Raw genomic sequence first — 23,886 nt, forward strand, 5'->3', positions numbered from 1 at the left:
TAATCGGTCTATGCAGGATCGCCCCTCCGGCCCGACCCCAGTGTCAGATCGGATGTATCTTGCAGGCGCTACGGAGACACCGGCGAGCCCTCTGCGTGGACGTGCGAGCGAAGTCGGGGCGATGCTCGATGCCATGACCGCGTCGATGAGCGGACGCGGACGTCCCGTGCTCCTTCGTGGGCGCCCGGGTATGGGCAAGACGCGGATACTTGCCGAACTCATCGCGGCAGCCGAGTCCCGTGGCTGGCGGACGTTCACCATCACGCCCGACGTCGACTCGAGCGCTGTTCCGCTCGGAGCGCTCCTCGAGGCCGGCCGCCGCTCCGAGCCTGCGCTGATCCGTGACACCGACCTTCGCGCTGCACTCGCCGGTTCCGAGCCGCAGTACTGGGTGACCAGGCTTCTCGCGGACGGCCTGGAAAGCGCTGCGACCGACGGCGAGGGTGTCGTGGTCGTCGTCGACGACCTGCAGTGGCTTGACGCGTCCTCGCTGACTGTCCTGGTCTCCCTTGTACGTGAGCTGGGCGACCAACCCATCGCCTGGGTACTCGCCAGCCGAACGGGACGCGCACGTGCAGCGCATTCTCAGTCTCTTCATTTCTTGGAAGCGAACGGGGTGATCCTTGATCTGTCTCCCGTGGCGGCGACGGCAGCTCGCGCCATCGCTGCGGACCTCGCTGGTGGTAAGCCTGGACCGAAGCTGGTGGATGCTCTCCAACGCACGGCGAGCGTACCGCTCCTCATCGTCGAGATGATGCGGGGTCTGCGGGAAGAGAATCTCCTCGTGGAGGAGGATGGGGTTGTCGACGCGGTGACCGATGCGATTCCCGCGCGATTCGGTGCCTCATCGCGTGTCCGCATCGAACAGCTCTCCCCGGAGGCGCTGCACTTCGCTCAGGTCGCAAGCCTTTTCGGTCGCACGTTCACCCTCGGCAATGTGCTGGCTGCGACAGGTCAGACCGCCATAAGCTCCGCTCCCGCGATACAGCAACTTCTGGCCGGCGATTTTCTCGTCGAAGATGATGACAGGATGTCGTTCCTCCACGACACGATTCGCGAAGCAGCGGAGGCAACCATCCCGTCTGCACTTCGCCGGGCCATGCTCCGCGAGGTCGTTCGACTGAGAATCGCCTCGGGTGAACCAGCGTCGGCTGTGGCCGCGGCATTGGTGGAGACCGCGTACCCGGGCGACCGCGACTCCTTCGACCTGATCCGTCGCGCAGCTCACCAGCTCGCATCATCAGACTCCGCCCAGGCGGCGGACCTCGCTGAGGCAGCTCTCCAGCTGGCCCGCCATGTGCCGCAATTCGCGGAAGACGCGGCAGAGATGCTGCCGTACCTGTGGGCCGATGGACGCCATGTGACCGCGGACGCAGCGGCTCACGACCTCACTCCCTACCTCTCCCCACAATCACGAGCGCGGTCGATGCTGGCAGTGGCTCGCAGGCAGACAGAGACATCCTTCGACCAGGCCATCGCGACGTGCGATCTGGCGCTGGCGCTCCCCGATATCGCCCGACAGACCCGTGCGGAGCTTCTCGCAGTGCGCGCGTTGAACTGCGCCAACAAGGCCGACTTCGTCGGGCTCACAGAGACTCTCGCACGAGCTCGCGAGACAGCTGACCCCGCGACCGACCACCTCGCTCTGGCGACTGTCGACGCCACGGAGTCTGTGTACGCGCTCAACAGTGGTCGCTTCGACGAGGCGGTCCGTCTCATCGAGGCCGCAACATCGCGCGTCTCCGAGGCAGGGCTGGATCCTGCTCGGTGGCTTCCCGAAGGGTTGTGGGCTGCTTTCCTGCACAATTCCCTCGGCGATCCGGATCGCGCGCTCGCGATGGTGGATGCCGGGCTCGCAGACTCGCGTCGTGCGCACGCCGTCGTTGCGGAGGCGTACTGGATGATGATCCGAGCCCGTGTCCTGTACGAACTCGGGCGACTGGAAGACGCGCGCGTCCAAGCCGAATCGGTCCTGTCGCTGTCCGAAGAACTGAATCTCGGAGACTTCGCTCACGCCACCGCTGGCGTCGTGCTTTTCCGCATCGCCCTGCACACAGGGGACGTGCAGGCCCGCGCGCAGGCAGGACCCATCATGACGGCCCTGGCCGAAGGGCCGGGCGTCACCAGAGCCGGACGATGGATGCTCACTCTCTCTGCCATCGACCGGGGCCAGTGGGCGGAGGCCGTGCAGTTGGCAGATCTCGCCGTGCAGTCGCTGGATCAGCCCATCCCCGCGATGACGACACCCGTCGACTTCGCCGACGATCTCGTCCTCCTCGATCTCGCCCTCAGCACAGGCGACTCCTCCATGGCGGCCGCGGTGGCCGCGCGGGCAGAGAGACGTCATCGGCACAACCCGAGGAATCCGCTGGCCGCAGCGATAGCGGCGGCCGTGCAGAGCAGAGTCTCCGGCGAGTTCGCGCCAGCGAGCCAGGCGGTGTCCGTGCTCCGCGAGCTGTCGCGCCCCCTCGTGCTCGCGCGCGTCCTCGAGCAGTGCGACGCCGTGGATCACGAAGCCGACCGTGCCGTCGCTTCGCTCAGTGAAGCGCTCGCCATCTACGAGTCTCTAGGGGCGGTGCGCGATGCGAGTCGCGTCTTGCAGGCGTTGCGTGGCCGCGGGATCCTCCGCAGGCCTCGTCAGCTGCAGAAGCCCCAGCTTCTCTCGGCACGGGAGCAGCAGGTCCTCGACCTCGTGTCCGACGGCGCGACGACGCAGCAGATCGCGGATGCCCTGTTCATGTCGCCCCACACGGTCATCTCCCACATTCGTCATATGTACGCCAAGACCGGTGTGAATTCCCGGGCCGAGCTTCGTGGCTGGGAGGCAAAGCGTCGGCAGCGCCGTCATGCAGGTTAGACCGCTCACGCATGGACCTGATGCCACGCACAGATCTGGAACCCTTGCAGCCGGAAGCTGGAGAATCCCATCACCTCGACGGCGGCGGAGCCTGCGAGACGGAGCCGCAGCCGCTGCTCGGTCAGGACGGTATCGCCCCGCACCGCGACGGAAACCATGGTCGTCGACCACTCATCGAAGCTCGCGTGCATGTCCGCGAGCATGCGAGTCACGGCACTCCGTCCTTCGATGATTCGAGCCGGTGATGGGCGGTACAGCACGTCATCGGTGAGGAACGGGTAGAGCTCCCTGTGCGCCCCGTCGTTCAGGAGGGATACGAAGTCGCGAACGATGAGCTCGCGCTCCAACTGCTGTATGCCACCGAGCGCTTCGCGGTGAACGTCGTCCACGGTGCACCTCCGTTCTTGTCGGTGATCTCACGCTAAGGCGGCATCCGCGTGCGTCCTTCCGACGTCCGTCCAGTCCCTCATCGACACGCTGTGCATGCCTGCACGCGCGATGTACCGAGGTTCGTCATTCGTCGGAAGCGCGGCCTGCCCTCGCTTCGTAGCGTGGGCGGTGCCGTGGATGGGCTACGGCATGCAGTGGATCGGAGATCTCATGCCTGACGACACCCCGTCGATACTTCCCGCTGGGACACCGGCTCCCGACTTCGCATTGAGAGTCACCGCAGACCAGGTCCTGAACCTCAGCGAGCTGCGCGGTGCGCCCGTCGTCCTCGCCTTCTACCCTGCCGACTGGAGCCCCGTCTGCGGGGATGAGCTCTCCGTCGTCAACGCCGCCCTGCCGCTGCTGCACGAACGCCACGCGCAGGTGCTTGCGGTGTCCGTCGACAACGTCTGGTCGCACGAGGCGTTCGCCCAGGCTCACGGGCTGCACTTTCCGCTGCTCAGCGACTTCGAGCCGAAAGGCGAAGTCTCTCGCCGGTACGGCGCGTACGACGAGGTGACCGGCGAAAGCCGCCGAGCACTGTTCGTCATCGACGCTGCCGGAACCATCGCCTGGAGCTATCTCTCGCCCGTCGCTCTCAACCCCGGTGTGGACGGCGTGCTCGACGCACTCGGCGCGCTGCCCCCGGCACCCAACACAACCGCTCAGTGAAAGGAGAGGCCATGTCCTCGCTTCGTATCCCCGTCACCGCCCAGGACCACAGCACCGGGCCGGAAGTCGCGAAGGTCGTCCTCGTGGAGTACGGCGACTACCAGTGCCCGTACTGCGGTGCGGCCTACCCCGTCGTGAAGGAGCTGCTGGCCGAGCACGGAAACCAGATCCGTTTCATCTTCCGCAACTTTCCCCTCGCCGATGTGCACGCCGAGGCCGTGGATGCGGCATTCGTGGCGGAGTTCGCCGGCGAGCACGGGAAGTACTGGGAGGCCCACGATCTGCTGTTCGAGAACCAGGGACGTCTGGGTCGAACGCTCTACGAAGAAATCTGCACGACGCTCGGACTCTCCCTGGTGGAACTGCGGACGGCCGCGGAAAGCCGGCAGTACCTCGCCCGGATTCAGGCAGATGAGGAGGGCGGCATCCGCAGTGGCGTGAATGGAACCCCGACCTTCTTCCTCAACGGACAGCGCCTCGACGGCGGAACCGCTGAACTTCCCTCAGCCATCTCCGCTGCTCTCGGACACGATCGCTGAGCACACGAGTGAGGGAGGTCCGGTGCGGCTGCACGGACCTCCCTCACTCGTGTTCAGCGGGCGATTCGCCGCATGCGCAGAGCCGCCACGACGGTGACTGCGGCGACAGCTGCCACGAAGACCAGCAGCACCACGATCTGCGGGATCACCGTCAGTGCAGCGCCGATGGCGAGCACCGGGATGGCCAAGCCGCAGTACGCGACGAGGAAGATCGCCGCGAGCGTCTCGCCCCGCCGCCCGGGCTCTGCCACTTCCGACGCAGTCGCGAGGGCGCACTTGAACAAGGCGCCGACGCCGGCACCAGCGACGAGCCCTCCCACCAGGAACAGCCAGAACGACGGAGCGAGAGCACCGACGGCGATGGCCACCAGTCCGCTACCGCATGCGAGGGCAGCGAACAGCAACTGCGTGCGGCGAGCGACGCGCGCAAGGAGCACCTGAGCCGCTGCTGCAGACCCGAACACGATGAAGACCGTCATGCCGGCGGTGAGGTGACCGCGCTCGTCGAACGTCCCGACCAGGATGGTCGGTGCGAGGGAGGTGAACAGACCGAACAACGCGAACCCGGCGAAGGCAGCGAATCCCGCTGCGACGAACGCACCGCGGGCGGACGCCGGCACCGCGATCTTCTGCGGACGGTACCGCCGTCGCTCAGGTGTGACGGTCTCGGGAACCAGGGCAACGGCGATGGCGAGCGCGATGAGTACGAGCGCGAACACGGTGTGCGGGAGGTGGAGCGGATCGGGAAGGTAGTCGGCGAACAGGCCTCCGATGAGCGGTCCGAGCGCCAGACCACCGAGGTTCGCGCCACCGGCGACGGAGGCGGCGACGATCGCGTTCTCGTCCGGTCGTGCGTTTGCGCGCAACTCGCCGAGATGAGCGGTCGCGGTGGCGGTGAGGACGCCGATACTCACGCCGTTGATGACGCGAGCGACGAGAAGGCCTGCCACATCGGTGAAGATCATGAACAGGACCGCGGAGAACGCAGATACCAGGATGGCGATGACCAGCATGCGCCGCCGACCCATCCAGTCGCTGACGTGCCCGAGCAGGAACAGGCTCGCGACGACCCCGACTGCGTACGCGGCGAAGACGACGGTCACCACTGACACGGGGAACCCGTCGAGCTCCTGGTAGAGCGGGTACAGCGGTGTGGGGACCGTCGAGTACGCCATCACGAGGAGGAAGGCGATGGCGACGACCCAGAACGGGGCAGTGCGCTGTCGTCGAGTGGCCATGAGTTCGGAAGTAGCTGTCATCGCATCCTCATTCGCGTCCGGCGCGGAGGTTCACCGCAGCCTTCGCCGACGCTACGCCTCAGCCGCGCCACTCACCCGCATCCGGTGTCGTCATCGCATTCGACGGATGTCGAGAGCCGCGCGCTCGAACGGTCGGAGCGGAATTCAACAGGTGTCGCATGACGAGTCCACGACCGCTCGAGACACTGGAACCCTCAGCCACGGGAAGGATGTCACGATGAGCACGGTGATCAGCGGTCCCACGCAAGCAGCCGGAGCGCCGCTCACCTCCAACGCTGTCTTCCTCATCGTGAACGTGACTCCCTCAGGCGTTGACACGGTGCGGGAGACGCTCACCGGACTCGCCGACACGATGAAGGCGATCACGTTCCGCTTCCCCGACGCCGGCCTCACCTGCACGGTCGGCATCGGCACCCGAGTCTGGACTTCTCTGGTCGGCACTGCACGGCCGAAAGAGCTTCGCGAGTTCACACCGGTCGCGGGTGCGACGCACAGTGCACCTGCAACCGACGGAGACCTTCTGTTCCATATCCGCGCGGAACGGGCTGACGTCTGCTTCTTCTTCGAGACTCGGCTGTTGGACGCGCTCGGAGACGCCGTGACCGTCGTCGATGAGACGGTCGGCTTTCGCTCCTTCGACCGACGTGACCTGCTGGGATTCGTCGACGGGACCGCGAACCCCGTGGGGCCGGAGGTGGACGAGGCCGTCCTCGTCGGCGATGAGGACCCGGCCCACCGGGGCGGGACCTACGTCGTGACGCAGAAGTACGTGCACGCGATGTCCGCGTGGAACGCGCTGCCGGCGGACACGCAGGAGATGATCCTCGGCCGCTCGAAGGTCGACAACATCGAGCTGGACGATGCCGCTGAAGGACACCAGCAGTCGCACAAGAGCCTCGCCACCATTGAGGACGACGACGGGACCGAGCACGACATCATCAGGGACAACATGCCGTTCGGGAGCCCCGGTGCCGGTGAATTCGGCACGTACTTCCTCGGCTACTCCCGCCATCTGTGGGTGATCCAGCGGATGCTCGAGCGCATGTTCATCGGAGAGCCGGCGGGCATGCACGACCGGCTGCTCGACTTCTCCACCGCTCTCACCGGGTCGGTCTTCTTCGCGCCGTCCGCCGGCGAACTCGCCTCGGCGCACGCGCCGGAGGCGAGTCGCACCGCGTCGTGAGCGAGAGCACCCGGCACATCGCGGCGACGAGCTGAGCAGAGGACGGCGCCGAGGCGATGAGCCTCGACGCCGTCTCACTGAGCCGATTCAGTGCAGCGGCGTGATGCCCTGCGCTCCGCGCGGGAAGGTCGCGAGCACCGCTGGGTCGATGTTCAGGTGCGCCGTCACGAGCTGCGGCGGCACGTGCGCCAACCAGTTCGCCAGTGAGATCTCCTCGTACTTGTCGGTGCGGAACACCTCGAGAAACTGCAGGACATCGTCACCCGTGTTCTCGATGTAGTGACCGAGGTTCTTCCGCACGACGCCCACGTCACCGGCACGGAAGTCCGTGGTGTTGGCGTGCGGTCCGGTGTTGAACACCGTCATCCGCGCGGAACCACGCAGGTAGTACTGCCACTCGTCGGCGTTCGGGTGCCAGTGCAGCTCGCGCATAGACCCGGGCTCGACGGTCACGAGAGCCGCGGCGACGGTGCTCGAGTACTCGTAGTTGGTGGAGTCGGCGATCTGGATCGACCCGCCAGAGTTCTCGTAGAGCGGCTTCGACCGCGACAGGCGGAAGATGACCGGTTCCATGCCCCACTCCACACCGGCTGCTGCCTGGTCGACCTCGAGTGCGGGCGGCTCGTCGCCGGGGAAGATCCAGAGGTTGTGCAGCGGGATGTCGGAGAACACCTCTTGGGCGACGCCGAAGTTCTTCGCGAGGATCTCGGGCGGCGTGTGTGCGAACCAGTCGGTCAGCAGCAGTGTGTTCGACTCGGACTGGTCGCCGTCATCGAAGGCGAGGACGAACTCCGCGCCGTCGGGGCCGAGCCCCTGCAGGGAGTGCGGGGTGCCGGCGGGGAAGAACCACAGATCGCCCTCCTCCACGTCCTCGACGGCCGGCAGCCCGGAACGACTGAGGGTGGTGACGCGCGCCTTCCCGCGGGTCATGACCGCCCACTCCGCGGTCTGATGCCAGTGCAGCTCACGGATGCCGCCGGGCTCGAGGTACATGTTCACCCCGGCGATCTCGTCGGAGATGTGGAAGTCCTGCTTCGTGAGCTCGCGGGCCCAGCCGCCGCGCTGCACACGCCGCGGAGAGATGTTGAACGAGGACCAGAAGAACGGCTGCGTGCTGATGTCCGTCGCAGGCGCGTGCATCTGGTTCGGGAACTGGGATTCGATGGCCCCGTTCTGCGGGCCCGTCATCTTGTTGCTCTGCGGGCGATCGGCGATGTTCACCTCGCCTTCCTGCGGCAGGTCGGGGTTTCCGAGTGTGGGGACCTCGTGCCCGATGTGGGCGTTCTCGGACGTGGGCATGCGCTGCTCCTTCATGGGATTCCGAACGGTACCGGGGAGTCTGCCTCCCGCGCTCGCGCATCGATACGGCTTCCTGACGGAACCAGGCTCGACTCTCGTCGGATCGTCGCTCCTGCCGGCGCGAGTGTGATGGAACGGCATCGTTCAGGAGGTCCTATGTCATTGACGCCGCGCATCGCCGCGCATGCCTACCCGCTGCTGGAATCAGTTCCCGCGTCCGCAGGGCTTGCTCTCACGTCCTCGCTGCTCGATGCCTGGACGTTCGGTCAGGTCGGCACGTTCGCGACTGTTCAGTCCGGCAACCTGCTGTCTGTCGGCTACTTCGCCGCCGACGGTGACGCTCCCCGCGTGGTGACCGCCATGGCGAGCATCCTCGCCTTCGTTCTGGGCGCGTTCGTATGCAGCCTGTACGTGCTGTGGTGCTCTCGGAGAGAGGAGCAGTATTCACGAGGCGTTCTCCTCTTCGAAGTCAGCGCCATCGGAATCCTCGTACTCCTTTCCTCGATGACACCCCTCAGTTCGTTCGCGCTCGCGTGCGCCATCAGCTTCGTGGCCGGTGTGCAGGGGAACGCGTTCCACAGAGAGACGGGGATGCTCTACGGCAACATCGCCGTCACATCCGTCGTCCAGATGGCCGCGAGCCTGCTCGGGCGCGCGGTCGGCCGCGGCATCTTCGATGACGGTGAGAGGCATCTGACACCAGCGAGCGCGTACCTCGTCGTACTCATGGCCTTCCTTCTCGGCGCCGGCGTCGGATTCGCGCTGGACAGGATCTGGGCGAGCGGCTCCCTTGTCGCCGCGGCCGCAACTCTTGTCGTGATATGGCTGCGCGCTGGGAAGGCGGGCCTTGTCGACCCGTCGCAGAACAACCCCACACCGTGAGGGGTCGACGCGTCCATGGCGGTGTCCGACAAGGGCATCGACGCTGTCCTCGGCGCCCTCCGCGGGGCCGAAGCGGATGTGAACCAGGTTCCGACAATCGTCTGACCTCCCGGTGCCGGCCCTTCACTACTTTTGAGTAGTCCCGCCGACCCGTGCGGGGCAAACCCTCGCCGAATTCGGGCATTACCCGACTCAACAACCTGGAGTTCTCATGTCCTTCGTGACCACTGAAGACGGAACCGACATCTACTTCAAGGACTGGGGTCCCCGCGACGCTCAGCCCATCATGTTCCACCACGGCTGGCCCCTCTCGTCAGACGACTGGGATGCCCAGATGCTCTACTTCCTCGGCAAGGGCTTCCGCGTCGTCGCCAGCGACCGCCGCGGCCACGGCCGTTCCTCGCAGACCGCCGTGGGCCACGACATGGACCACTACGCCAGCGACGTGAATGCCGTCGTCGAGCACCTCGACCTGCAGAACGCCGTCCACATCGGCCACTCGACCGGCGGTGGACAGGTCGCCCGCTACGTCGCGAAGTACGGCCAGCCCCAGGGCCGTGTCGCGAAGGCCGTCCTCGTCTCCGCCGTCCCGCCGCTGATGCTCCAGACCGAAGCGAATCCCGAGGGCACTCCCCTCTCCGTCTTCGACGGCTTCCGCGAGGCGCTGGCGGCCAACCGCGCGGAGTTCTTCCAGGCGGTCGCGTCGGGTCCGTTCTACGGCTTCAACCGTGATGGTGCGGAGCTCTCCGAGCCCGTGATCGCCAACTGGTGGCGCCAGGGCATGACCGGCAGCGCTCTCGCCCACTACGAGGGCATCAAGGCGTTCTCCGAGACCGACCAGACCGAGGACCTCAAGGCCATCACGGTGCCGGTTCTCGTCCTCCAGGGCGACGACGACCAGGTCGTCCCGTACAAGGATGCCGCTCTCAAGCAGCACGAGCTCCTCGCGAACTCGGAGCTCAAGATCTACGAGGGCTTCCCGCACGGCATGCTGACCACCCACGCGGAGGTCATCAACCCCGACATCCTCGCCTTCATCCAGAAGTAGACTCCGTCGCAGTCCACAGCGGTCCGCTCGACGATCTCGAACGGGCCGCTGTGCTGTGCGGCGATCAGCCCCAACAGATAGAGCCGGTCAGACTACTGGTCTGACCGGCTCTTCCATTACACGAACACATTGGCCTGAAAAGAACAGGGCCATACTGTGCGCGAGGGGGGACTTGAACCCCCACGTCCTTACGGACACTGGCACCTGAAGCCAGCGCGTCTACCATTCCGCCACTCGCGCGAGTCGTCTCGTTCCGAGGAACTCAACTTCCCAAAGATATCATGCGTTTTCGGCCTCGTTGCACACGCGACGGGGGTCATCGGCGGCGTTCCCCCAGGACACCTGGCTACGATGTCCCTACCAGCCGGCATGCCAGAGGAGCCCAGTGGGACTACTTGACAGCTTTGAGAAGGGTCTCGAGCGCGCAGTCAACAGCGCGTTCGCCAAGACCTTCCGCAGCGGCATCCAGCCTGTGGAGATCGCTTCGGCGCTGCGGCGCGAGGCCGACACGAAGGCGGCCGTGGTCAGCCGTGACCGCATCATCGCCCCCAACAGCTACGTCGTGCGCCTCAGTGCCGACGACTCGGAGCGGATGCGCGGCCTGGGCGGTGCGCTGACCGACGAACTGCACGCGCTCCTCACCAAGCACGCCAAGGCGCAGGGCTACAGCTTCGCGGGACCGCTGTCGATCACGCTCGAAGCCGACGAGAAGATCGCCACCGGCACCGTGCGGGTGAACTCGGGCACGGTCGAGGGCCGGGTCAGCTGGCAGGCCGTGGTCGACGTCGACGGCCGCCGTCACTCCATCTCGCGAGCGCGAACGGTGATCGGGCGCGGGTCCGACGCCGACATCACGATCGCGGACGCGGGGTCGAGCCGCAAGCACGTCGAGATCCTCTGGGACGGCGAGCGCGCCATGATGCGCGACCTCGGATCGACCAACGGCACGAAGGTCAACGGGCAGAAGCTCCGCGAAGCCGCCCTCCCCAACGACACGACCATCACGATCGGGCGCACCGATCTGGTCTTCCGGATCGTCCCCGTCGCGACGCCGTCCCGCCCTGCCTCGCGCGGCGACGACGCCACCCGAGCGTTCGGAGCCCTCGGTTGAGTGAACTGATCCTCCTCCTGCTGCGCGTCGGGTTCCTCATCCTGATGTGGTTCTTCGTGTTCGGGGTCGTCTACTCGCTGCGCGCCGACCTGTTCGGCGTCCGCGTGCGCAAGCTCCCGGCAGAGGCCACCGCGGGCGCTCCGGCTCCCGCTCCCACCGCGGCTCCGGCGGCGAAGCCGTCGCCTTCCCGTCCGTCCAGCGGCCCGGCCACCGTCGCCACCGCCAGGCGCCTCGTGATCACCTCGGGCCCGAAGGCCGGTCTCGAGCTGCCGCTCAGCGCCGACTCCCTCACGATCGGACGCTCCAGCGAGTCGGCCCTGGTGATCCGCGACGACTACACCTCCAGCCACCACGCCCGACTGATGCTGCGCGGCGACAGCTGGGCGATCCAGGACCTCGACTCCACGAACGGCACCTTCGTCGCGGGGCAGCGCGTCGGCTCCTCGCCCGTGACGCTCTCGCTCGGAACCCCCATCAAGGTGGGCGCCACGACCTTCGAGCTGCGAGCCTGACACCGGCATGGTCTTCGAGGGCTCGAGCGTCGCGATCTCCCACACCGGGAAGGTCCGCTCCAACAATCAGGACTCCGGGTACTCCGGAGCGAACCTGTTCGTCGTCGCCGACGGCATGGGCGGCCACGCGGGAGGCGACGTCGCCTCGAGCATCGCGATCCAGCGGCTGGAGCCGCTCGACCAGGCCTACTCCTCGACCGAGGACGCGCAGGCGGCCCTGCAGGCCGCGGCGACGACCGCGGCCGGCGACCTCATCCGCGCCGCCAAGGACCGCCCGGAGCTGGCCGGCCTCGGCACCACCCTCAGCGCGATCATCATGGTGGACGAGTACGCGGTCATCGGCCACATCGGCGACTCGCGCATCTACCTGTACCGCGACGACGCGCTGACCCAGATCACCGCCGACCACACGTTCGTGCAGCGTCTGGTCGACTCCGGCCGCATCACCCCGGAGGAAGCGCGCTACCACCCTCGCCGCTCCGTGCTGATGCGGGTGCTCAGCGACATGGACTCGGACCCCGAGCTCGACATGTTCGTCATGCACACGCAGCCCGGCGACCGCTGGCTGCTGTGCTCCGACGGCCTGTCCGGTGTGGTCGATGAGCCCCACATCCTCAAGGCCATGCAGCTCGGCCTCGCCCCTGGTCGCACGGCCGACAACCTGCTCAAGCAGGCCCTCGACGGCGGCGCCCCCGACAACGTCACGATCGTCCTGGTCGACGTCGGCGGGCAGCACCCGATCCACTCGGGCACCCCGACCATCGTCGGCTCGGCCTCGAACCCCGACGGCGTCTACGTGCCTCCCGTGCGGCCGCCGCGCTCCAGCTGGCTGCACCCGGTGCGGCAGGCAGCGAACGAACCCAGCCACTTCGAGCCGGCGCCGGAGTACCTCGAGGAGCTCATCGAAGAAGACCGCCGCCGCGCCAAGCGCCGCCGGCTGGGCTGGATCGCCGGAGCGCTCGTGGTCGTCGCCATGCTCGCCTTCGCGGCATTCGCCGCCTACAGCTGGACGCAGACGCGCTACTTCATCGGCGCGGATGAGGACAGCGTGGTGATCTTCCAGGGCGTGCAGCAGAACATCGGCCCGATCACCCTGTCCACGCCGGTGGAGGACACCGAGATCCTCCTCGCGAACCTGCCGCCGTATCAGCGGGCCTCGGTCGAGCGCACCATCACCGCGCGCTCGCTGTCCGACGCGATGGCGATCGTGGACCGACTCCGCGCCGGTGCCGACGCGAACGTGATCGAGCAGACCCCGCTGCCGACCCCGGTGCCCACTCCGAGCGAGACGCCCGCCGGAGGTGAGGGATGAGCACCGACGTGCAGGCCGACACCACCGTCATCAAGGCGCTCCGACGCCTTCGCATGCCGCAGACCCAGCGCAACCGCGAGTTCTGGCTCCTCCTGTTCGCCTGCGCGATCAGCGGTGCGGCCCTGACCCTCGTGCAGCTCGGCGCCCTCGGCGTGATCGACCCGATGATCCTCGCGATCGGCGGCGGTCTCGCAGCCCTCGCCTTCGCCCTGCACATCGTGCTGCGCTTCGTGGCCTCAGACGCCGACCCGTTCGTGGTGCCGATCGCGACGCTGCTCACGGGCCTCGGCATCGCGATGATCTACCGGATCGACATCGCGTTCAAGAACACGGGCTGGAACGCGTACTCGACCAAGCAGCTGGCCTGGACCGCGATCTCCCTCGCCGGCGCGATCATCGTCGTGATCCTGCTGCGCAACTACCGCGTGCTGTTCCGGTACACGTACATCTTCGGCCTCGCCGGAATCCTGCTCCTGCTGCTCCCGTTCATCCCCGGACTGCGGATCCCCGACGCGAACGCCGCGGTCTGGGTCTCGCTGGGCGGCGTGTTCGCGTTCCAGCCCGGCGAACTCGCCAAGATCTGCCTCGCGATCTTCTTCGCCGGGTACCTGGTCCGCACGCGCGAGAGCCTCACCTCCGTCGGCAAGAAGGTCCTCGGGATCACGTGGCCGCGCATGCGGGAGCTCGGGCCCGTGCTCGTCGTCTGGATCATCTCGCTCGGCATCATCGTCTTCCAGCGCGACCTCGGCACCGGAACGCTCATCTTCGGGATGTTCGTCGCGATGCTCTACGTCGCCACCGGCAAGACGAGCTGGGTGCTCATCGGTCTGACCCTCGTGGTCGCCGGCGTCGCGGTCGCGACGCAGATCCTCAGCTACGTGCACGGCCGCTTCATCAACTGGCTCTTCCTCTTCGACGCGAACCAGGTGGATCCGGACGGCGCGGGCTACCAACCCATGCAGGGTCTGTTCGGCCTGGCCCGCGGTGGACTCATCGGGACCGGCTGGGGACAGGGCCGCCCCGAGGTGACCCCGCTCGCGCACAGCGACTACATCATCACGAGCCTGGGCGAGGAGCTCGGCCTGATCGGGCTGTTCGCCATCCTCTGCCTGTACATGGTGTTCGTCAGCCGCGGCATGCGCATCGGCCTCGCCGGTCAGGACGACTTCGGCAAGCTGCTCGCGACCGGCCTGTCGTTCACGATCGCGCTGCAGGTGTTCATCATGGTCGGCGGCGTGACCCGTGTGATCCCGCTGACGGGTCTGACCACGCCGTTCCTCGCGGCCGGTGGCTCCTCCCTCGTGGCCAACTGGCTCATCGTGGCGCTGCTGCTGCGCATCTCCGACGGCGTCCGCCGCCAACCGCGGGTGGTGATCGGCTGACATGACGAACTCTCCGACTCGTCGCTTCGCTCCTCGCTCAGTGACCGCCGCGCACTCCGCCCGAGGGGGCGTCGCATGACGAAAGAGCTCCGCCGCCTCAGCATCGTGATGCTGTTCATGTTCCTCGCGCTGTTCGCCGCGACCAGCTGGATCCAGGTCGTCGAGGCCGACAGCCTGGCGCAGAACACCCACAACAAGCGCACCCGGCTCGACAGCTACGAGATCCAGCGCGGTTCGATCATCGTCGACGGTGTGGCCATCGCGAACTCGGTCCCCAGCGACGACCAGTACCAGTTCCAGCGCGTGTACGCCGACGCCCCGATGTGGGAGCCCGTGACGGGCTACTTCAACCCGGCGCTCGACTCCCGCACCGGCATCGAGAAGGCGATGAACGCCGACCTGTCCGGCACCGGGGCGAACGCGTTCCTCGGCGAGGTGGAGCGCATCCTCTCGGGCCAGCCCCAGCGCGGCTTCAGCGTCGAGCTCTCGCTCGACACCGCCGCTCAGAAGGCCGCGTACGAGGCGCTCGGCGGTCTGCAGGGCGCCGTCGTCGCGATGGACCCCAAGACCGGACGCATCCTGGCGATGGTGTCGACGCCCGGCTTCGACACGAACACCATGGCGACCCACGACGCCGACGCCGCCAACGCGACCTACGATCAGCTCGTCGCCGACCCGGGCAAGCCGCTGTCGAACCGCGCGATCGCCGGCGACCTCAACCCTCCCGGGTCCACGTTCAAGGTGGTCGTCGCCGCTGCGGCCTACGCCACCGGCGACTGGAACCCGCAGTCCACGCTGCCGAACCCCGTGTCGTACACGCTTCCGGGCTCGTCGAACCGTGTCTCCAACGCGTGGGGCGGCACCTGCGGTCCCGGCGAGACCGTCACGATCGCGGAGGCCATCCGCCTCAGCTGCAACATCCCGATGGCCGAGCTGGCCGTCGCGCTCGGCGACGACACGATCCGCGAGATGGCGGAGAAGATGGGTTTCAACAAGTCCTTCGAGACTCCTCTCACCTCGACGCCGTCGAGCTACCCGCGCGCCCTCGACGACGCGCAGACCGCGCTGACGGGCTTCGGACAGGGTCAGGTGACCGCGACGCCGCTGCAGATGGCGATGGTCTCGGCCGGCCTCGCGAACGACGGCGTGGTGATGAATCCCCGCATGGTGGACGCGGTGATCGGCAACGATCTGTCGGTCATCAAGGCGTTCGAGAACAGCGAGTTCGGCCGCGCGATGGAGCCGGATGTGGCGAACGACGTCACCGCCGCGATGGTCGCGAGCGTCGCAACGGGCGCAGCCCAGGGTGCAAGAATAGACGGGATCGACGTGGCCGGTAAGACGGGCACCGCAGAGAACGGAAACAGGCCGCACACGTTGTGGTTCACCGGCTTCGCGCCGGCGAACGACCCCGCGGTCGCAGTAGCGGTCGTCGTCGAAGACGGCGGCGGACAGGGACAATCAGGCAGCGGCGACACCATCGCCGCTCCGATTGCGAAGAAGGTCATAGAGGCGGTGCTGGGCAGATGAGGCCGACGCAGGGTGTGTCGTTCGGTGGTCGTTACGAGCTGCAGTCGCGTATCGCGATCGGTGGCATGGGCGAGGTGTGGGAGGCGACGGATCACGTCATCGGACGTACCGTCGCCATCAAGATCCTCAAGGACGAGTACATGGGGGACCCCGGGTTCCTCGAGCGCTTCCGCGCCGAGGCTCGGCACGCCGCTCTCGTCAACCATGAGGGCATCGCCAGTGTCTTCGACTACGGCGAGGAGAACGGCAGCGCCTACCTCGTCATGGAGCTCGTCCCCGGCGAGGCTCTGTCGACCGTGCTCGAGCGTGACGGTGCGCTGAGCGCCGACAAGACGCTGGACATCGTCGCCCAGACGGCATCCGCCCTGCAGGCCGCGCACGCCGCCGGTCTCGTGCACCGCGACATCAAGCCGGGAAACCTGCTGATCACGCCCGACGGGCGCGTGAAGATCACCGACTTCGGCATCGCCCGCATCGCCGACCAGGTACCGCTGACCGCGACCGGCCAGGTCATGGGCACCGTGCAGTACCTCTCGCCCGAGCAGGCGTCAGGCCACCCGGCATCTCCCGCCACCGACACCTACTCGCTCGGCATCGTCGCGTACGAGTGCCTCGCGGGCAAGCGCCCCTTCACCGGCGAGTCCCAGGTGGCCATCGCGATGGCGCAGATCAACGAGCAGCCGCCGCCGCTGCCGCCGACGGTGCCGATCCCGGTGCAGAACCTCGTGATGGCGATGATCGCGAAGAAGCCGGGCGACCGTCCGTCCTCCTCCGCGACCGTCGCGCGCGCCGCACAGGCCCTGCGCCGCGGCGACCTGAACTCCGCCGCGATCGCCGTGCCCGCCATCGCGACCGGCGGCATCGCCGGCGACGACGACGCGACCCGCATGCTCACGTCCTCCGGCGCGGACGGCACGACGCGCATCCTCCCCACCACGGCGCAGCTCCCGGCCGGTGAGGCCGCCCTCGCCGAGGAGGAGAAGAAGAAGAAGAAGCGCAGCCCCTGGACGTGGCCGCTGATCGCTCTGATCGTGCTGCTCGTGATCGTGCTCGGTGGGGCGCTCTTGGCGCTCCTGAACCAGGGTGGCAACGACGACGAGCCCACGGCCACGCCGCCGGCGACGACCGCGAGCCGGACTCCCTCGAACACCCCGACCCCGGAGCCGACCCCTGAGGTCACCAGGGTCAACGTGAGCGCCCTGAACCTCGTGGGCATGGACTGCGGGACGGCCACGACCACGCTCCAGAACGCCGGCTTCGTCAACAGCGAGATCACCTGCCCCGAGGGCGACCCCGCGCCTTCGGACGCCGAGGTGGGCACGGTCTACAACGTCGTACCGCAGGGCAACGTGGAGACGACGACGCCGATCACCCTCACGATCTACGCCGCACGCGCCGCCATCCCGACGCCGACCGACGCCCCCACCATCACGGGTGACCCGGTCGCGGGCAGCACGGTCACGATCTCCTGGGGCACCGGTTTCACGTGCCCCAGCGGAACGACGCTCTCCGGATACGTCGTGTCGGTCCAGAACGGGACGTTCGTGTCGGGCGGTCCGAACTTCCAGCCGACCCAGCGCAACACGCAGATCAAGGTCGCGGACGCTCCGGGACAGCAGCTGCTCGTCACCTACCAGGGCATGTGCTCGGGCGGCGACCAGCGCACCTCCGCCGCCTCGCCGGCGCTCTCGGTCCCGATCACCGCCGCACCCGACCCCGGTGACGGCGAGGCCGACACCGAAGGGTAACCTTTAGATCCAGTCATTCACCGCAGTTCCAGGGGGGTCGTACGTGTCCACAGAGCCACGAGTCATCGCGGGGCGATACCGCGTCGACGAGCTCATCGGGCACGGCGGGATGGCGAAGGTGTATCGCGGATACGACTTGACCCTAGGGCGTGAGGTCGCGATCAAGATCCTCGACCGGGAGCTGGCGCGGGACACGGCCTTCCGCACACGCTTCCGGTTGGAGGCGCAGGCGGCTTCCCGCATGTCGCATCCGTCGATCGTGCGCGTGTACGACGCCGGGGACCCCTCCGCGATCGACAGCTCCTCCGACGAGCCGCCGTACATCGTGATGGAGCTGGTCAAGGGCACCCTGCTCAAGGACATCATCGCCGCTGGGCCGGTGCCGGTCGCCGATGCCGTCCGCTACGTCGACGGCATCCTCGAGGCGCTCGACTACTCGCACCGCGCGGGCGTCGTGCACCGCGACATCAAGCCGGGCAACGTGATGGTGACCGACAAGGGTCAGGTCAAGGTGATGGACTTCGGCATCGCCCGCGCCGTCTCCGACTCCTCCTCGACCGTCGCGGAGACCACGCAGATCATCGGCACCGCCGCGTACTTCTCGCCCGAGCAGGCCAAGGGCGAGCCCGTCGACGCCCGCGCCGACCTGTACTCCACCGGTGTGGTCCTCTACGAGCTGCTCACCGGTCGTCAGCCGTTCCGCGGCGAGTCCCCCGTCGCCGTCGCCTACCAGCACGTCAGTGAGACGCCGGTCCCGCCGACCGAGGTGAACGAGGATGCGCCGGGTGCCCTCGACCCGATCGTGCTGCGCGCGCTCGCGAAGGACCCCTACCAGCGCTACCCGGATGCCGCGCACTTCCGCGCGGCCCTGGACGCCGCCGTCACCGGGAACGCGCCGACTCGCAAGCAGCTGGGCGCGCTCACGAGCGAGCTGTACGGCCCGAGCCCGCGCCAGGCGCAGGAGACCGCGCGCTCGCTGCGTCAGCTCAGCACCGACACGACCATGACGCGGACGCAGTCGGGCCCGCCCGTCGCCTGGATCTGGGCCGGCGTCGCACTGCTCGCCGTGCTTCTGGCGTCCGTGGTGTTCTGGGTGTTCACGATCAGCATGCGGCCGCCCGAGGTTCCGAACTCCGCGCGGATCATGCCGGACCTCGTGAACGTCTCCTCCGAGCGTGCGCTGGACGACCTGGCGAAGCTCGACATGACCGCGAAGGTCGTGATCGAGTCGAGCACGGATATCGCCGAAGGCAATGTCATCAGCACCGACCCCGAAGCCGGTGTCTCCGTCGAAGAGGGTTCGACGGTCACACTGCATGTCTCCTCGGGCGAGGAGACGGTGGTGATGCCGAAGATCGAGGGAATGTCCCTGGATGCCGCGACGAATGCGCTGAAGTCGGCCGGGCTCTCGCTCGGCACCGTCATCCCCCGCAACGACAAGGGTCTGGCCGCGAACACCGTGATCTCCGCGAGCGAGGACGCCGACGCCGAACTCGCACCCGGAACGGTGGTCAACCTGGTGGTCGCCAGCGGCAAGGTGACTCTCACGAACCTCGTGGGGTGGACCGTCGATGCGGCGTCGACCAACCTCTCGGATCTCGGACTGACACCGGTCCCCGTCGAGCAGGGCGACTGCCCCGCCACCGAGCCGCCGACCGTCCACTCGATGTCGTCGGCGCCCGGTGACGTGCCCGTCGGCACGTCCGTCGAGCTGCGTTACTGCACGGGGGAGTAGTCGCGCGGCCGGTGCTCGGCGGTCACTGCGACAGCGGGTGCAGATTCCGGGCGCGCGCCACCGCGTCCTCGTCGCCGACCAGCCGCAGCCAGTTGGCCAGCAGGCGGTAGCCGCCTTCGGTGAGCACGCTCTCGGGGTGGAACTGCACGCCGAGCAGAGGCAGCTCCCGGTGGGCGAGGGCCATCACCGTGCCGTCCTCGGTCCGGGCCGTGACGACGACCTCCGACGGCAGGTCCTCTTCCGCGAGGGCCAGCGAGTGATAGCGCCCCGCCGCGAACGGGGTGGGGATGCCGTCGAACAGGGCGGAGCCGTCGTGGGTGACACGGGAGACCATGCCGTGCATGAGCTCGGACGCCGCCGTCACCGGGGTGCCGAGCGCTGCGCCGATGGTCTGGTGCCCCAGGCACACCCCGAGCGTCGGCGTGCGCAGCCGTGCGGCGATGCGCACCGCGTCGAGAGAGGCGCCCGCATCGACCGGTGCGCCCGGTCCGGGGGAGAGCAGGAGCGCGTCGTATCCGGCCAGCATGCGCTCGAGCTCGGCGGCGTCGGTGGCATCGGCCTCGACGATCGTGGTCTCGGCGCCGAGTTCGTGGAGGTAGCCGACGAGCGTGTGCACGAAGCTGTCGTGGTTGTCGACCACGAGGACTCGTGTCATTCGACGTCGACCTCGCCGGGGGCGATGATCGGGCTCAGCCACGGGAAGACGTACCAGAACAGGCCGTACAGCACGGCAGCGATGACGATCACGAGGATGAGGACGCGTACCCACCACGGTCCGGGCAGCAGGCGCCAGAGTGCGGCGTACATCAGACTTCTCCCTTGTCGGCGTGCACGGTCATACGGAGGGCGCTGCCGGCGGAGGCGGCGTCTCGGTCAGGGCGGTGGGCGGTCCTTCGGCCCGGGGCTGAAAGCTCTCGAACACCCCGTAGGCGACGATGCGCTCGGCGAGGGAGTACAGCGGCGAGCAGGCGGTGAGCGTGATGAACTGCTCGCCGGTCTGCTGCGTGGGCATCTGCGGCACGTCGGCCAGCACGTCCGTCTGCGTCGGTTTCACGTACTCGAGCGTGCGGAACCGATACGTGTACCAGCCGTCCGGAGTCTCCACGACGATCGCGTCGCCGATCTGCAGCTTGTCGAGCTGGTTGAACGGCTTGCCCCAGGTGGTGCGATGACCCGCCATCGAGAAGTTGCCGACCTCGCCGGGCATCTTCGAGTTGGTGTAGACCCCGATCCCCTTCTGGTCGAGCGTGCGCGCACGGCTCGTGCCGCCGTAGATCCCGAAGTTGTAGTCCGCGCCGAAGCGGGGGATGTGCATCTGTCCGAACCACTCGCCATCCGCCGGTGCGGCCGGCACCGGCGGCACATATGCGGTCGTGCCATCGTCGCCCTCGACCACCGGTGGCAGCGCGGGCGGCTCGGCCTGTGCGAGCTGCTGCGAGATCGCCGCGCCCTCGTCGTTCTTCTGAGCGGCGATGATGATGTCGCCGATCCACATCTGCCAGGCGACGAACAGCAGCACCAGCACGCCCGCGGTGAGAAGGAGCTCGCCGAGAACGCTCGCGAACGTGGCGCGTGAGCGGGGCCGCTCTCGCCGCCGACGTCGCCCCCCAGGCACGACGGATGCAGTCATGCGGCGATCATATCCGGGAACGCTGAGCGGATGGCGAAGTGCCAGGGCGCAGCGCGGCACCGGGACCTCGGCGAGGGACAGGTGTCATGGGTACAATGACGGAATGGCACGTGACCGCAACAGTGAAGAACCCGTCGTCGAGCGCGCCGAAGGCGAGGCAGCTCCCAACGCCGTGTGGTTCAAGCCGGTGATGATCGGATTCATGCTCCTCGGGCTGGCCTGGATCCTCGTCTTCTACATCTCGGGCATGCAGTTCCCGATCCCGGGTCTCGACAACTGGAACCTGGCCATCGGTCTCGGCATCGCCCTGATCGGCTTCCTGATGACCACCCGCTGGCGCTGACCACCTCTCTTCCCGAAAGGCCCCTCGCGTCGCGAGGGGCCTTTCGCATTCCCACAGCGAGGGTACGCACGCCAAGGCAGCGGGTTCACACGCACGCAAGGGAGCGGGGTTGTTCCCGGCGCGAGCATCGGGAGGGGCCCGCGAAGCGGGAGGGAACCCGCTCTGCGAGCGAAGGGAAGTCGTCTGCGTCCGTTCCCGACGAACTTATCCACAGATCTATCCCCAGCCTGGGGAGAATTACACCGGTGTTATTCACAGGGGTTAACAACCCTGTTAACAACTCGGGATCAGGACAAAAGAAGCAGCGGCGGCACGAATGCGACGATGACGATCAACAGGACCACCACTGCGGCGAGAAGCACGATCTGCCAGGTGCGCTGATCTCGTCGCTTCGTGCGCGTGTAGATGAGCGCGACCAGGGCGCCGACGATCGCCCCGCCGAGGTGCGCCTGCCACGCGATGTTCCCGATGAAGAAGCCCAGGGCGAAGTTGATGCCGAGGATCACCAGAAGACCGGAGACGTTCGCTCCGATGTGACGCCCGATGATCAGCAGAGCCGCCATCAGGCCGAAGATCGCCCCCGAGGCGCCCACCGTCGCGGTGGTCGGGGCGAGGCAGGCGACCATCACCGAACCACCCAGGCCGCTGATGAGGTAGATCGCGAGGAAGCGGGCCCGACCGAGGAGCGGCTCGAGGCTCTGCCCGAGCATCCACAGGGCGAGCATGTTCAGCGCGAGGTGGATGAACCCGCCGTGCACGAACATCGCGGTGAGCAGTCGCCACGGCTCGAACGGGAGGATGGAGAGGTTCGGGTAGAGATACGGAGCGGCGAACAGCAGCTGCGAGGTGATCTCCTGACCGATGCCGGGGATCAGCTGCACCAGTCCGATGAAGGACGTGATGGCGAGCAGCGCATACGTGACGACCGGTTTGCCGCTGCGGACGGCGGTCATCGTCGTGCCGCTACGAGAGCCCCAACGGCGCGCGGCCTTCTTCTGGGCCGGCGTGCGGTTCTTGCGCTCGGCGTTCATGCACTCCGGGCAGATGACGCCGACTGCTGCCTGCGTCTGGCACTCGGGGCAGATGGTGCGCATGCACCGCTGGCAGAGCACGAAGCTCTGCCGATCCGGATGCCGGTAGCAGAAGTTGTCGCGATTGCTCGTGAACTCAGGCGTGGTCATCCGGATCGGCCGCAGCTGTCGTCAGGCCGCGACGATGTCGATCGACTGCAGCACGACCGGCTCCACCGGGCGGTCGCCGGGGCCCGTCTCGACGGCGCCGATCGCGTCGACGACGGCCTTGGAGGCGTCATCGGCGACCTCGCCGAAGATCGTGTGCTTGCCCTGCAGCCACGGCGTCGGGTCGGTGGTGATGAAGAACTGCGAGCCGTTGGTGCCCTCGGGCTTGCCCGTGATGGCGTTGCGGCGGAGGCCGGCGTTGGCCATCGCGAGGATGTACGGCTTGTTGAAGTCGAGCTCCATGTTGATCTCGTCGTCGAAGTTGTAGCCGGGGCCGCCGACGCCCTGTCCGAGCGGGTCGCCGCCCTGGATCATGAAGTTCGGGATGATGCGGTGGAAGATGACGTCCTTGTAGAGGGGTCCCTCGCCGGGCTTGCCCGTGGCGGGGTCTGTCCACTCCTGGGTGCCGTCGGCGAGGCCGACGAAGTTCTTGACCGTCTTCGGGGCGTGGTCTCCGAAGAGGTTGATGACGATGTCACCGTGGTTGGTGTGCAGGGTTGCGACGTGAGAAGCGTGAGCCATGCCCTCATTCTCGCAGAGCTTCCGGTGAGTTGGCCCGGTGCGTACATCCGATCGCACGATGGCGCAAGGGTCGAGCGATTCCCTCCCGCCATGCAGCCTGCCGTGGCAAGATGGGGAACCCAGTACTCCAACGGACAGGAGAGCATCGTGAGCCTCAGCCGAAAGCGGAAGAAGCAACTTCGTCGTCTGCAGAAGGACGCGAACCGGCTCTGGGAGGACCAGCAGGTTGTCGTCGGACATGCCGCTGATGTCGCCCGCGAGGCAGGTCGTCAGCTCGGCAACTTCAACCGCGAGCAGGTGGTTCCGGTCGTTCAGGACACGTACAACCGCCGTGTCGCCCCGGTCGTCGACCGCGGGGTGAAGATGGGCAAGCACGTCGTGGACGACAAGGTCGTCCCGATCGTCGGCGGCGTGGTCGGAACCGCCCTGACCGCGTGGGACGTCGCGAACGCCAAGCGCTACGGCGTCGCGGCACCCGCACCGCGGGGAGCCTTCGGCAAGAAGCAGAAGAAGGGCCCGGGCCTCGGCTCGATCGTCGCCATCGTTCTCGGTGCTGCGGCCGCCGTCGGCGTGCTGTACGCCGCTTGGCAGGCCCTGCGTGCCGACGACGAGCTCTGGGTTGCGGACGACCCGCTCGCCGCGCCCGACGCGTGAC

At 67.5% G+C, this 23,886-nt stretch carries 23 protein-coding genes and 1 tRNA gene; 15 read left to right on the plus strand and 9 right to left on the minus strand.

All coding sequences use genetic code 11. The features are described 5' to 3' along the window. Positions 1-10: 10 nt before the first annotated feature. Complete coding sequence (locus F6A08_RS01110; protein WP_151458365.1) at positions 11-2,857, plus strand: helix-turn-helix transcriptional regulator; 2,847 nt, start codon at positions 11-13, stop codon at positions 2,855-2,857. Between the two features lie 5 nt (positions 2,858-2,862). On the opposite strand, the gene F6A08_RS01115 is transcribed toward F6A08_RS01110, so the two are convergent. After that, positions 2,863-3,246 (minus strand): nuclear transport factor 2 family protein, encoded by a 384-nt coding sequence (locus F6A08_RS01115; protein ID WP_124894443.1) that lies wholly within the window; start codon positions 3,244-3,246, stop codon positions 2,863-2,865. Between the two features lie 211 nt (positions 3,247-3,457). Here F6A08_RS01115 and F6A08_RS01120 point away from each other — a divergent pair, with 211 nt between their 5' ends. Both F6A08_RS01120 and F6A08_RS01125 read left to right on the plus strand, forming a co-directional pair. Next, entirely contained in the window at positions 3,458-3,958 is a 501-nt protein-coding gene (locus F6A08_RS01120) for a redoxin domain-containing protein (protein WP_124894442.1), read from the plus strand. Positions 3,959-3,969: 11 nt separating this feature from the next. Continuing rightward, positions 3,970-4,497 carry a DsbA family protein gene (locus F6A08_RS01125; protein ID WP_151458366.1) on the plus strand — a complete coding sequence of 176 codons (528 nt, stop codon included), beginning with the start codon at positions 3,970-3,972 and terminating at the stop codon, positions 4,495-4,497. Between the two features lie 53 nt (positions 4,498-4,550). Here the strand turns inward: F6A08_RS01125 and F6A08_RS01130 are convergent, their stop codons facing one another. Beyond that, complete coding sequence (locus F6A08_RS01130) at positions 4,551-5,756, minus strand: MFS transporter (protein WP_124894440.1); 1,206 nt, start codon at positions 5,754-5,756, stop codon at positions 4,551-4,553. Positions 5,757-5,973: 217 nt separating this feature from the next. On the opposite strand from F6A08_RS01130, the gene F6A08_RS01135 reads away from it, so the two are divergent. Further along, positions 5,974-6,939, plus strand: a complete 966-nt coding sequence (locus tag F6A08_RS01135; protein ID WP_151458367.1) for a Dyp-type peroxidase — start codon at positions 5,974-5,976, stop codon at positions 6,937-6,939. Between the two features lie 87 nt (positions 6,940-7,026). Here F6A08_RS01135 and F6A08_RS01140 read toward each other — a convergent pair whose 3' ends face one another. Beyond that, the gene (locus F6A08_RS01140) at positions 7,027-8,238 is read right to left on the minus strand and encodes a cupin domain-containing protein (protein ID WP_124894438.1); all 1,212 of its coding nucleotides are present in this window, start codon (positions 8,236-8,238) and stop codon (positions 7,027-7,029) included. A gap of 162 nt (positions 8,239-8,400) precedes the next feature. On the opposite strand from F6A08_RS01140, the gene F6A08_RS01145 reads away from it, so the two are divergent. Continuing rightward, a complete protein-coding gene (locus tag F6A08_RS01145) occupies positions 8,401-9,120 on the plus strand; it encodes a YoaK family protein (RefSeq protein ID WP_192576656.1) in 720 nt (239 codons plus the stop codon). A 211-nt stretch (positions 9,121-9,331) separates the two neighbouring features. Then, positions 9,332-10,168 (plus strand): alpha/beta fold hydrolase, encoded by an 837-nt coding sequence (locus F6A08_RS01150; protein WP_151458369.1) that lies wholly within the window; start codon positions 9,332-9,334, stop codon positions 10,166-10,168. A 157-nt stretch (positions 10,169-10,325) separates the two neighbouring features. On the opposite strand, the gene F6A08_RS01155 is transcribed toward F6A08_RS01150, so the two are convergent. Continuing rightward, positions 10,326-10,408, minus strand: a tRNA-Leu gene (locus tag F6A08_RS01155). Positions 10,409-10,553: 145 nt separating this feature from the next. Between F6A08_RS01155 and F6A08_RS01160 the strand changes: the two genes are divergently transcribed. From F6A08_RS01160 to pknB, 7 genes are all read left to right on the plus strand, one after another. Further along, a complete protein-coding gene (locus F6A08_RS01160; protein WP_151458370.1) occupies positions 10,554-11,279 on the plus strand; it encodes an FhaA domain-containing protein in 726 nt (241 codons plus the stop codon). Beyond that, complete coding sequence (locus F6A08_RS01165; protein ID WP_151458371.1) at positions 11,276-11,791, plus strand: FHA domain-containing protein FhaB/FipA; 516 nt, start codon at positions 11,276-11,278, stop codon at positions 11,789-11,791. The genes F6A08_RS01160 and F6A08_RS01165 overlap by 4 nt, the downstream gene beginning before the upstream one ends. 7 nt (positions 11,792-11,798) lie before the next feature. Beyond that, positions 11,799-13,103: a PP2C family protein-serine/threonine phosphatase gene (locus tag F6A08_RS01170; RefSeq protein WP_017203879.1), complete on the plus strand. Its 1,305-nt coding sequence runs from the start codon at positions 11,799-11,801 to the stop codon at positions 13,101-13,103. Then, positions 13,100-14,485: an FtsW/RodA/SpoVE family cell cycle protein gene (locus tag F6A08_RS01175; RefSeq protein WP_151458372.1), complete on the plus strand. Its 1,386-nt coding sequence runs from the start codon at positions 13,100-13,102 to the stop codon at positions 14,483-14,485. Before F6A08_RS01170 ends, F6A08_RS01175 begins: the two co-directional genes overlap by 4 nt. A 75-nt stretch (positions 14,486-14,560) precedes the next feature. Then, the gene (locus tag F6A08_RS01180) at positions 14,561-16,015 is read left to right on the plus strand and encodes a peptidoglycan D,D-transpeptidase FtsI family protein (RefSeq protein WP_151458373.1); all 1,455 of its coding nucleotides are present in this window, start codon (positions 14,561-14,563) and stop codon (positions 16,013-16,015) included. Beyond that, positions 16,012-17,763, plus strand: coding sequence for a serine/threonine-protein kinase (locus tag F6A08_RS01185; protein ID WP_225855690.1), 1,752 nt, complete (start codon positions 16,012-16,014; stop codon positions 17,761-17,763). Before F6A08_RS01180 ends, F6A08_RS01185 begins: the two co-directional genes overlap by 4 nt. A 43-nt stretch (positions 17,764-17,806) precedes the next feature. Further along, on the plus strand, positions 17,807-19,498 hold the full coding sequence (pknB, locus tag F6A08_RS01190; RefSeq protein ID WP_124894432.1) for a Stk1 family PASTA domain-containing Ser/Thr kinase: 1,692 nt from the start codon (positions 17,807-17,809) through the stop codon (positions 19,496-19,498). A gap of 22 nt (positions 19,499-19,520) precedes the next feature. On the opposite strand, the gene F6A08_RS01195 is transcribed toward pknB, so the two are convergent. Genes F6A08_RS01195 through F6A08_RS01200 form a run of 3 tightly spaced genes read right to left on the minus strand, consistent with a single transcriptional unit; the run spans position 19,521 to position 21,128 of the window. Beyond that, on the minus strand, positions 19,521-20,153 hold the full coding sequence (locus tag F6A08_RS01195) for an anthranilate synthase component II (RefSeq protein ID WP_026049931.1): 633 nt from the start codon (positions 20,151-20,153) through the stop codon (positions 19,521-19,523). Then, complete coding sequence (locus F6A08_RS17585) at positions 20,150-20,305, minus strand: hypothetical protein (RefSeq protein ID WP_017203873.1); 156 nt, start codon at positions 20,303-20,305, stop codon at positions 20,150-20,152. Before F6A08_RS17585 ends, F6A08_RS01195 begins: the two co-directional genes overlap by 4 nt. Positions 20,306-20,333: 28 nt before the next feature. Continuing rightward, a complete protein-coding gene (locus F6A08_RS01200) occupies positions 20,334-21,128 on the minus strand; it encodes a class E sortase (protein WP_017203872.1) in 795 nt (264 codons plus the stop codon). A gap of 103 nt (positions 21,129-21,231) precedes the next feature. Between F6A08_RS01200 and F6A08_RS01205 the strand changes: the two genes are divergently transcribed. Beyond that, positions 21,232-21,471 (plus strand): cell division protein CrgA, encoded by a 240-nt coding sequence (locus F6A08_RS01205; protein WP_017203871.1) that lies wholly within the window; start codon positions 21,232-21,234, stop codon positions 21,469-21,471. 287 nt (positions 21,472-21,758) lie between these two features. On the opposite strand, the gene F6A08_RS01210 is transcribed toward F6A08_RS01205, so the two are convergent. Together F6A08_RS01210 and F6A08_RS01215 are read right to left on the minus strand one after the other, a co-directional pair. Then, positions 21,759-22,652 carry a rhomboid family intramembrane serine protease gene (locus F6A08_RS01210; protein WP_017203870.1) on the minus strand — a complete coding sequence of 298 codons (894 nt, stop codon included), beginning with the start codon at positions 22,650-22,652 and terminating at the stop codon, positions 21,759-21,761. A gap of 21 nt (positions 22,653-22,673) precedes the next feature. Then, positions 22,674-23,231, minus strand: a complete 558-nt coding sequence (locus F6A08_RS01215) for a peptidylprolyl isomerase (RefSeq protein WP_151458374.1) — start codon at positions 23,229-23,231, stop codon at positions 22,674-22,676. Positions 23,232-23,378: 147 nt separating this feature from the next. Here F6A08_RS01215 and F6A08_RS01220 point away from each other — a divergent pair, with 147 nt between their 5' ends. Then, the gene (locus F6A08_RS01220; RefSeq protein WP_017203868.1) at positions 23,379-23,885 is read left to right on the plus strand and encodes a hypothetical protein; all 507 of its coding nucleotides are present in this window, start codon (positions 23,379-23,381) and stop codon (positions 23,883-23,885) included. Position 23,886 lies beyond the last annotated feature (1 nt).

The sequence above is a fragment of the Microbacterium algeriense genome (assembly GCF_008868005.1).
Lineage (GTDB): Bacteria > Actinomycetota > Actinomycetes > Actinomycetales > Microbacteriaceae > Microbacterium > Microbacterium algeriense.